This is a genomic window from Phenylobacterium sp. (assembly GCF_041691455.1).
In the GTDB taxonomy this organism is placed as follows: Bacteria; Pseudomonadota; Alphaproteobacteria; order Caulobacterales; family Caulobacteraceae; genus Phenylobacterium.
Genome location: NZ_JBEPUO010000009.1, coordinates 122,695 through 132,387 on the forward strand (window position 1 = coordinate 122,695; position 9,693 = coordinate 132,387).

A 9,693-nucleotide genomic window follows, 5' to 3' on the forward strand; every position below is an offset into this window, starting at 1 on the left:
CCGCTATTCGGCCTCGTCCGGCGACAGCGGTCGTTCCGAGAGCCGGCGCAGGTATTGGCCGTACTCGCTCTTCGCCAGGACATCGGCCAGCTTGCGCAGCTGCTGGGCGTCGATCCAGCCGCGGCGGAAGGCGATCTCCTCCAGGCAGCCGATCCGCAAGCCCTGCCGCTGCTCGACGGCGCGAATGAACTCGCCCGCCTGGATCAGGCTGTCGTGAGTGCCGGTGTCCAGCCAGGCGAACCCCCGGCCCAACAGCTCGACGTTGAGCTCGCCGGCCTCCAGATAGACCTGGTTGAGGGCGGTGATTTCCAACTCGCCGCGGTGCGAGGGTTTCAGGGTCCTGGCGAACTCGCTGGCGCGGCCGTCATAGAAATAGAGCCCGGTCACGGCGTAGTTGGATTTCGGGACCGCCGGCTTCTCCTCGATGGCCAAGGCCTTGCCGTCCGGGCCGAGCTCGACCACGCCGTAGCGCTCCGGATCCTGGACCAGGTAGCCGAACACGGTGGCCCCACGCTCGCGGGCGTCGGCGGCCTGCAGCGAGCCGGTGAAATTCTGGCCGAAGAAGATGTTGTCGCCCAGCACCATGACGCTGGGCTCGCCGGCGATGAACTCCTCGCCGAGGATATAGGCCTGGGCCAGGCCGTCGGGCTTCAGCTGCACGACATATTCGAACCGCACGCCGAGCTGCGAGCCGTCGCCAAGCAGGCGCTTGAACCCAGCCTGGTCCTCGGGCGTGGTGATGATCAGGATCTCGCGGACGCCGGCCAGCAGCAGCACCGACAGCGGATAATAGATCATCGGTTTGTCGTAGACCGGCAGCAGCTGCTTGGAGACCGCCAGGGTCAGCGGATGCAGCCGCGTGCCGGAGCCCCCGGCCAGGATGACGCCTCGTCTCATGCCGCCGACCTCTGTTCCAGTTTCAGTTCGCCCACGATCTCGGCGAGGGCCTCGCGCCAGGGTCTCGGTCGGACGCCGAACGTGCGTTCGAGCTTGCCGGTGTCGAGCGTGCCGCGGGCCGGCCGGGCGGCCGGCCTGGTGAATTCCGCTGTGGTGATGGCCTGGACCTTCGGTGCGTCGGCGCCCAGGGCCAGGTCGAAGACCCCCTCGGCGAAGCCCTTCCAGGTCACTTCGCCCGCATTGGCGAAATGGAACAGGCCGAAGACCGGCGCACCGGCCGGGGCGGTCGCCAGCGTCGCGGCCTGGCCAAGGATGAACCGGGCGAGGTCGCGGGCCGCGGTCGGGCGGCCGAACTGGTCATCGACGACCTTGATCGGCCCTGGCCCCTTGGCCAGCCGAAGCATGGTCTTCACGAAATTCTTGCCGTGGCTGGAGACCACCCAGGAGGTCCGGAGCACCAGGGCCCGCGCGCAACCCCCAAGCACCGCCGCCTCGCCGTCCACCTTCGAACGCCCGTAGACGTTGATGGGGCCGACCGGATCGGTCTCGACATAGGCCGCGCCCTTCGCGCCGTCGAACACGTAGTCGGTGGAGACGAAGACCACAGGAACGCCGGCGGCCTGCGCGGACCGCGCGATCGCGCCGGGGGTCGTGGCGTTGACGCATTGCGCGACGTCGGGCTCGGCCTCGGCGTCGTCAACGGCCGTGTGGGCCGCAGCGATGACCACCAGGTCCGTCTCGCCGGCCCGGACGCGGCTGGCCGCGCCTTGCGGATCGTTGAAGTCGGCCTCGGCGCGCGACAGGGCGGTGATCTCGACGTCGAAATCCTTGGCCTCGGCCAGCAGCTCCAGCGCCAGCTGCCCGGTGGTTCCGAACTGCAGGACGCGGATGCTCATGCCTTGACCAGGCCCAGGCGCTCGGATTGGAAGCCGCGCTGGCGGATGCCGTCGATCCAGCCGGGGTTCTCCACGTACCAGCGCACGGTGTCTTCGAGACCTTCCTGCAATTGCATGCGGGGCGACCAGCCGAGTTCGGCGCTGAGCTTCGAGGCGTCGATCGAATAGCGGAAGTCGTGGCCCGGCCGGTCGGTGACGAAGGTGATCTTCTCGGCGTGCGGCGTGTTGGCCGGGGCCAGCGCGTCGAGGTGGGCGCAGAGCATGCGGATCACCTCGATATTGCGCTTCGTGGCGTCACCGCCGATGCAGTAGGTTTCGCCGAGGCGGCCCTTTCCGAGCACCAGCAGCAGGGCCTCGGCGTGGTCGTCGACGTGCAGCCAGTCGCGCACCTGCCGGCCGTCGCCGTAGACCGGGATCGTCTTGCCCTCCAGAGCCCGGGTGATCACCGTCGGGATCAGCTTCTCCGGAAACTGGAACGGCCCGTAGTTGTTCGAGCAGTTGGTGATCACCACCGGCATGCCGTAGGTGCGGCCCCAGGCGCGCACCAGGTGGTCAGCGCCGGCCTTGCTCGCCGAATAGGGGGAATTGGGGTCGTAAGGCGTGGCTTCGGTGAAATCGCCGTCCTCGCCCAGCGCCCCGAACACCTCGTCGGTCGAGACGTGGTGGAAGCGGAAGTCCGCCTTCTTGGCGTCCGGAAGCCCATTCCAGTGCGCGCGGGCGGCCTCCAGCAGGATGGCGGTGCCCATGACGTTGGCGCGCACGAAATCGAGCGGCCCCTCGATCGCCCGGTCGTTGTGGGATTCGGCCGCCAGATGCATGACGGCGTCCGGCTTGTGGCGGGCGAAGATCGCGCGCACCGCGGCCTCGTCGCAGATGTCGGCGTGCTCGAAGGCATAGGCCGGGTCGCCGGACACGCTGGCCACGTTCTCGAGGTTCGCGGAATAGGTCAGGGCGTCGAGGTTCACCACCTGGTGGCCGTCGGACACGGCCCGGCGCACCACGGCCGATCCGATGAACCCGGCCCCGCCGGTGATCAGGATTTTCATGTGAACCCTTGCCTGTAGGACATTCCGGGCGGCGTTTCAGAACCGCATGCTGTTTTCTTAGCGTGCTCCGGCAAGCAAATCCTTAAGTCCCGCCAGAGCGTTGCGTCCCTCAAACGCTCTGAAGCCCGTATAGGCCGCCGCCCTCGCCGGTCAACCTCGCGAAACCGGCGAGTCGGCTTACCCCATGGCCCTCGATGATCCTTGGCAAGCGGAGCCAGTCCGACGTGAACGGCGCCGACCCTGTGCTGACATGGCTGCGAGACGTCCTGCCGGCGGCGTGCGGCGTCTCGGGCGGCCCGATCGGCGAATCGCCGGAGGGGCCGTTTCCAGAGGAGGAGGCGATCGTTGGCCGCGCCCGCGCAAAGCGGGTCTTCGAATTCCGCGCCGGGCGGCTGCACGCCCGCGCGGCGCTCTCCCAGGCCGGTGGCGCGCCGTCGCCGATCCTGAAGGGGCCTCGCGGAGAGCCGCTGTGGCCCACCGGATATGCCGGTTCGATCTCCCACAGCGACGACCTGGCGATCGCCGTGGCCGCGCCGCGCGCCGCCGTTCGGGCGATGGGCCTCGACGTGGACCTCGCCTCGCCCCTGGAATCGGATCTGGCCCGAATCGTCTGCCATCCGGAGGAGCTGCAAAGCGCGCGCGGCCTCGACGTCCGCCGAATAGATCCCGCCAAGCGCCTCTTCGTCGCCAAGGAAGCTTTCATAAAGCTGTACTATTCGATGACCGGAACGCTCCTCGATTTTCTTGAGGTGAGGGTCTTTTTCGACAGTCTATCGCATGAATACAGTGCCAGCCTGGCGAACCGAAGCCTGTCTTCCGGCGCCTATGAGGCCGGCTCCGCGTGGGGACATATGCACTGGAACGACCGCACGATCGCGGCGATCATGTGGGTCCGGGCGGATCAGGAGATGTTTCGGCTGCGCCGTGAGATTGAAGGCGGCGGTGGGGGCGGCTAGAGGAAGGCGATGAGCAGCAAAGACGGCGCGGACGGCGAACCGGCATCCATCGATGGCGACCATTGCGCCGTGCTGGTGAACGCGGAAGGCCAATACTCGATATGGCCGGCCGGAAAAGCCGCGCCGGAGGGGTGGACGCTCACCGGCCCCAGCGGATCGAAGGCCGAGTGCATCGCCTTCATCGAAGCTCAGTGGACCGACATGCGGCCGGCCAGCCTGGGCGCCGCCATGGACCGCGACCGGAAGCGCTAGGTAAAGGCCGGCGTCCGGGGCGCGCGGACCGACCCGTCAGCCGGCGAGGCGGTGCTGGATTTTCGCGGCCGTCACCGCGGCCAGCGGATCCTTCACGATCTCCATATGGTCGCCAGGGATCTCGTGGATCGTCAGTCCGCCGACCGCCAGGCCCGTCCATGCGAGATCGAGCGGCGGCGGCGGCGCGTGCCGGATCATCAGCGGCGGCTTCATGCTCTTGAAGAAGTCGACCTTTCCGGCATAGGTCTTTGGTTTGTAATTGTTGATGAATTCATTGATGAGCCGCAGGCGGAGCGCCGCCGGGAGCGCGTCGTTGCGCATCAGCAGCTGCCGGACAGGCTCGAGCTTGGTGACCTGCTCGCGCACGAAGCTGAGGGTGTATTTCGCCAGGGTCAGCAGCGGCGTGCGCAGGACGTTCTTCACGACGCCGCCAAGGTTCAGGGCCGCGCCCCTGGTCCCGGCCATGGGCGCATAGGTGTCCAGGAGGCCCAGCAGGGCGACCGTCTCGCCCTGCGCGCTGAGCTGCTGGGCCATCTCATAGGCCACGACGCCCCCGGCCGAGTGTCCGATCAGGTAGTACGGCCCCTTGGGCTGCAGGTTGCGCATCTCGCTGATGTAGTGGCCCGCGAGGTCTTCGATGGTGTCCGGCATGGCCAGAGAGCCCTGCCCCATATCGCCCGCCAGGCCGTAGGACAGCCCGTAGATCGGGCGATCGGCGCCGATGTGGCGCGCGAGGTCCCGCTCGATCCAGTGCACCATGAAGATGGGCGGCGCCGCGCCTTCGGTCTGGATGGGCACCAGGGAGGTCCACGGCGAGGCGAAGTCCGATTGCTGGATCTTCTTGGCGAGCTCGCGCACCGTCGGGGCCGCGAACAGCATGCCGAGCGGCGCCCTCACCCCGAAGGCCTTCTCGATTTCGACCATCAGCCGCGCGCCGAGCACGGAATGGCCGCCGAGGTCGAAGAAGTTGTCGTCGATGCCTACCCGGCCCGCGCCCGTCAGCTCGGCGAACAGCTTGCAGAGCCGCCGCTCGTTTCCGTCGCGCGCCGCCAGATAGGGCGCCTCGCTGGCCACCTGCGGCGTCGGAAGCGCCGGGCGATCAAGCTTTCCATTGGTGTTCAGCGGCAGCTCGTCCATCGGGACGAAGGCCGCCGGGATCATGTGCGTCGGCAGCACGGCCGCCAGCGCGGCCCGCATCACGGAGGCCTCGGGCAGGCCGCTGGCGGACTGCGGGACCAGATAGGCGACGAGGCGAAGGTCGCCGGCGATCTCGCGCGCGATGACCGCGGCCTGGCCCACGCCGTCGATGGCGATGAGCGCGGCCTCGATCTCGCCGGGCTCGATCCGGAAGCCCCGGATCTTCACCTGCTGGTCGGCCCGGCCCAGGTAGTCGAGCCCGCCGTCCTCGCGCCAACACGCCAGGTCGCCGGTGCGATACATGCGCGCTCCGGGCGGTCCGAAGGGACAGGCGATGAACCGTTCGGCGGTCAGGCCGGGCCGGTTGATATAGCCGCGCGCCAAGCCTTCGCCGGCGACATAGAGCTCCGCCGTCACCCCGGGCTCCACGGGCGAAAGCGACGCATCGAGCACGTAGAGGTCGAGATCGGGAATGGCCTCGCCGATCAGGCTGGACGCCGCCGCCGCGGCGATCTCCTCGGTCAGCGGGATATAGGTGACATGCACGGTCGTCTCGGTGATGCCGTACATGTTGACGAAGACGGTCTTGTCCTTGGGACGTCCGCGGTACCAGCCCAGCAGCCGCTTCAGTTCCAGCGCTTCCCCCCCGAAGATCACGTAGCGCAGGGCAAGCTCGACGTCCGAACGCCCCTCGGCGGCGGCGAGCAGCTGGTAGAAGGCCGACGGCGTCTGGTTGAGGACGGTGACGCCCTGCTCGGACAGCATCGTCAGGAAATCCGGCGGGGAGCGCCGGATCGCGTCCTCGACGATCACCAGGCGTCCGCCATAGAACAGCGCGCCCCAGATCTCCCAGACCGAGAAGTCGAAGGCATAGGAATGGAAGAGGGTCCAGACGTCGCTGGGGCCGAACTCGAACCAGGGCTTGGTCTCGGAAAACAGCCGCGCGGCGTTGCGGTGCGAGATCAGCACGCCCTTCGGCTTGCCGGTCGAACCCGAGGTGTAGATGACGTAGGCGAGGTTGTCGGGATGCAGCGGCGTCGCGCGGTCGGCGTCGGTCGGCGCGGTCGCCGGACGCTGGGCCAGCGCCTTCTTCAGGGCGGGATCGTCCAGGGTCAGCACGGGTATGTCGCAGGCCGGGCTGTTCTCGACGTCCGATCGGGTCAACAGGAGTTTCGAGCCGCTGTCCTTGAGCGTGAAGCTCAGGCGGTCGCTGGGATAGGCCGGGTCCAGCGGAAGATAGGCCGCGCCGGACTTCAGCGTCGCCAGGATCGCCACGATCATGTCCATCGAGCGGTCGAGGGTGATGCCCACCAGGTCGTCCGGGCCGACGCCCTGGGCGATGATGTGGTGGGCGAGACGGTTGGCGGCGGCCTCAAGCTCGCCGTAGGTCATCGATTCGCGGCCAAACGTCAGCGCCACGGCCTTTGGCGTGCTGACCGCCTGGGCTTCAAACAAAGCTGGGAGAGTCGCTTCCAGTCGTCGGTGTTCTGACTGCACGCCTCGCAAGACTGCCTTCCCTTCGGGCTTCTGATCAAAAGCCCCCGCGTAGGTCATAGCAATCTGCGCCCTATGGTCCAAATGGTTGGCGTCCGGATCGCCGCGACGGAACACGCACGACGATGCGCAGTCCAGCGTGACTCAACGGCAAAATGCTTCCGACTTGGTAAATTGCGCGACTTTTGGGCGCGGTTTACAGCGCCGCCGCCAATCGTTTGTCGCGCGCGATGGAATTCGCCGCCGTCAGATGGGCGATAATCGCGATCACGATCACCGGGGCGAGCGCCCCGTAGCCGACCAGCAGCGAATGGTCGCCGTACTTGCCCTTGGCCATGTCGCTGATGTGGCCAAGGTAGACCGGACCGCCGCCGAGCCCGATCAGGTTCAGGATGAACAACAGGATCGCGCCGGCCATGGTCCGCTGGCCGGGGGGCACGGCGTTCTGGACGACCGCCAGAGCCGGGGCCAGGTACATGTTGTTGAGCAAGGCCGGGACGGCGATGAACATCAGGGCGATCTGCCAGGTCGGCGCCCAGATCAGGCCGGCCAGCGCCGGCAGCGTCAGGGTGAAGGCGATAGCCGGAATCCAGGCGTACCAGCGGCGGTCGCTCTGGCTCAGCCTGTCGGCCAGCCAGCCGGCGCCGAAGGTGCCGATCACGCCGGTGCCGCCGATCACCAGGCTGTAGTAGGCCGACACCTCCTTGAGGCTCGCGCCCTTCACCCGCATCAGCAGCGGCGCGTTCCAGTTGAGCATGGCGTAGCCGATGAAGGCCGACAGGCCGCAGGCGATGGCCACGCAGAGCAGGGTCCGGTTGGTCAGGAACGCCCCGATCACCTGGAAGGCGGGGGGCGCCGGCGCGTGCGCATCGGCCCCCAGCGCATATTCGTCGAGGCCGCCGCGCTTCGGCTCGCGCACTACCAGCAGCATGATCAGCGCCAGGAGGACCCCCGGCAGGCCCACCGCAAAGAAGGCGATCCGCCAGCCGTAGGCGGCCGCGACGCCGCCCCCGAAGGCCACGCCGAGCATCGAACCCAGCGGCACGCCCAGCGAATAGAGCGCGAGCCCCGTGCCGCGCTCCTTGGCCGGGAAATAGTCGGAGATCAGCGAATAGGACGGCGGCGAACCCCCCGCCTCGCCCGCGCCGATCATGATCCGGGAGATGGCCAGCTGGGTGAAGTTGGTCGCCAGGCCGCAGCCGGCGGTGAACAGGCTCCAGATGCCGCAGGCCGTGGCCATGATCCAGACCCGCTTGAACCGGTCGGAGAGCCAGGCCACGGGCAGGCCGAAGGTGGTGTAGAAAAGCGCGAAATAGATGCCGCCGAGCAGACCAAGCTGGGTGTCGCTGAGGCCAAGCTCCTTGCGGATCGGCTCGGCGAGGGTCGACATGATCTGCCGATCCATGAAGTTGAAGGTGTAGACGACGGCCAGGAGGCCCACGACCAGATAGCGGTAGCCCGTCCCCGCCTTGGGCGCGGTTGTGGTCGCAGCGGTCATCGAGTCCCCCAGCCATCCGGACGCGCCCGCCAGTGTTCTGGCTCCAACGTCCGGTACGTTTCCTTGGGGGTCATGTTGCATGTGCGGCCGCCGGTCGCCAAGCGCGGAGCTGTGACCGCCCGGAAACACGAGACCCCGGCCACATCCCCTGTTGGCGCTCCAAGAATTCCTGGGGGCGCTTCGCCTTGCCGCCGTTTGCCGCCGTCTCTAAGTCACGCGTCCGGATGGGCGGCTTTCGTCATCTTTGTTGTAAGGTCCGCTGATGGACGCTCGCGTCGCGCCCGACCCCATAGCCACGAAGAGCGGCCTCTCCGCACCCATGCTCACCCACCTGCAGCGCCTGGAGGCCGAGAGCATCCACATCTTCCGCGAGGTGGTCGCCGAGTGCGAGCGCCCGGTGATGCTCTATTCGATCGGCAAGGACTCCGCGGTGATGCTGCGGCTGGCCATGAAGGCCTTCTATCCAGCCAAGCCGCCCTTCCCGCTCCTCCACGTCGACACCACCTGGAAGTTCCGGGCGATGTACGAGATGCGCGAGCGGATGGCCCGCGAGACGGGCATGGAGCTGATCGTCCACAAGAACCCCGAGGCCGAGGCGCGCGGCATCAACCCCTTCGACCACGGCTCGCTGCACACCGACCTCTGGAAGACCGAGGGGCTGAAGCAGGCCATCGACAAATACGGTTTCGACGCGGCCTTCGGCGGCGGCCGGCGTGACGAGGAAAAGTCCCGCGCCAAGGAGCGGATCCTCAGCTTCCGCTCGGCCCAGCACCGCTGGGACCCCAAGATGCAGCGCCCGGAGCTCTGGCGGCTGTACAACACGCGCAAAGGCCCGGGGGAGAATTTCCGCGCCTTCCCGATCTCCAATTGGACCGAGCTCGACATCTGGCAATACATCTACCTGGAGGACATCCCGATCGTGCCGCTCTACTTCGCGGGCGAGCGGCCGGTGGTGGAGCGCGACGGCAACCTGATCATGGTCGACGACGACCGGATGCGGCTCCTGCCCGGCGAAGTCCCGCAGATGAAGTCGATCCGCTTCCGCACCCAGGGCGACTACCCGCTGACCGGCGCCATCGAGAGCACGGCGGCCACCCTGCCGGCCATCATCCAGGAGATGCTGCTGGCCACCACCTCCGAGCGCCAGGGCCGGGTGATCGACCACGATCAGGCCGCCTCGATGGAGAAGAAGAAGCAGGAGGGCTACTTCTAGTGGCCGCCAAGTTCGAAATGGGGGTGTCGGAGCTGATCGCCGAGGACATCGAGGCCTATCTCGACGCCCACCACCACAAGAGCCTGCTCCGGTTCCTGACCTGCGGTTCAGTGGACGACGGCAAGTCGACCCTGATCGGGCGGCTCCTCTACGATTCCAAGATGATCTTCGAGGACCAGCTCGCGGCGCTGGAAGCCGACTCCAAGAAGATCGGCACCCAAGGCGGTGAGATCGATTTCGCCCTGCTGGTCGACGGCCTGGCCGCCGAGCGCGAACAGGGCATCACCATCGACGTCGCCTACCG

The 9,693-nt window shown here is 67.5% G+C and carries 9 protein-coding genes; 4 read left to right on the plus strand and 5 right to left on the minus strand.

All coding sequences use genetic code 11. The annotated features are described in order from the left end of the window. Window positions 1–3 precede the first annotated feature (3 nt). Genes rfbA through rfbB form a run of 3 tightly spaced genes read right to left on the minus strand, consistent with a single transcriptional unit; the run spans window position 4 to window position 2,839 of the window. A complete protein-coding gene (gene rfbA / locus ACESMY_RS13510) occupies window positions 4–897 on the minus strand; it encodes a glucose-1-phosphate thymidylyltransferase RfbA (protein ID WP_372785120.1) in 894 nt (297 codons plus the stop codon). Further along, the gene (rfbD, locus tag ACESMY_RS13515) at window positions 894–1,793 is read right to left on the minus strand and encodes a dTDP-4-dehydrorhamnose reductase (protein WP_372785121.1); all 900 of its coding nucleotides are present in this window, start codon (window positions 1,791–1,793) and stop codon (window positions 894–896) included. Before rfbD ends, rfbA begins: the two co-directional genes overlap by 4 nt. Then, on the minus strand, window positions 1,790–2,839 hold the full coding sequence (gene rfbB / locus ACESMY_RS13520) for a dTDP-glucose 4,6-dehydratase (RefSeq protein WP_372785122.1): 1,050 nt from the start codon (window positions 2,837–2,839) through the stop codon (window positions 1,790–1,792). Before rfbB ends, rfbD begins: the two co-directional genes overlap by 4 nt. Before the next feature lie 224 nt (window positions 2,840–3,063). On the opposite strand from rfbB, the gene ACESMY_RS13525 reads away from it, so the two are divergent. Both ACESMY_RS13525 and ACESMY_RS13530 read left to right on the plus strand, forming a co-directional pair. Further along, on the plus strand, window positions 3,064–3,795 hold the full coding sequence (locus tag ACESMY_RS13525) for a 4'-phosphopantetheinyl transferase (RefSeq protein WP_372785123.1): 732 nt from the start codon (window positions 3,064–3,066) through the stop codon (window positions 3,793–3,795). Window positions 3,796–3,804: 9 nt separating this feature from the next. Next, window positions 3,805–4,047 (plus strand): MbtH family protein, encoded by a 243-nt coding sequence (locus tag ACESMY_RS13530; RefSeq protein WP_372785124.1) that lies wholly within the window; start codon window positions 3,805–3,807, stop codon window positions 4,045–4,047. A 36-nt stretch (window positions 4,048–4,083) separates the two neighbouring features. On the opposite strand, the gene ACESMY_RS13535 is transcribed toward ACESMY_RS13530, so the two are convergent. Both ACESMY_RS13535 and ACESMY_RS13540 read right to left on the minus strand, forming a co-directional pair. Next, a complete protein-coding gene (locus tag ACESMY_RS13535; RefSeq protein ID WP_372785125.1) occupies window positions 4,084–6,639 on the minus strand; it encodes an amino acid adenylation domain-containing protein in 2,556 nt (851 codons plus the stop codon). A 235-nt stretch (window positions 6,640–6,874) separates the two neighbouring features. Then, window positions 6,875–8,176, minus strand: coding sequence for a spinster family MFS transporter (locus ACESMY_RS13540; RefSeq protein ID WP_372785126.1), 1,302 nt, complete (start codon window positions 8,174–8,176; stop codon window positions 6,875–6,877). 262 nt (window positions 8,177–8,438) lie between these two features. Here ACESMY_RS13540 and cysD point away from each other — a divergent pair, with 262 nt between their 5' ends. Both cysD and ACESMY_RS13550 read left to right on the plus strand, forming a co-directional pair. After that, entirely contained in the window at window positions 8,439–9,389 is a 951-nt protein-coding gene (gene cysD, locus ACESMY_RS13545; protein WP_372785127.1) for a sulfate adenylyltransferase subunit CysD, read from the plus strand. A gap of 17 nt (window positions 9,390–9,406) precedes the next feature. Further along, window positions 9,407–9,693 (plus strand): GTP-binding protein (locus ACESMY_RS13550; RefSeq protein ID WP_372785128.1); only part of this gene is annotated, 287 nt, incomplete at its 3' end.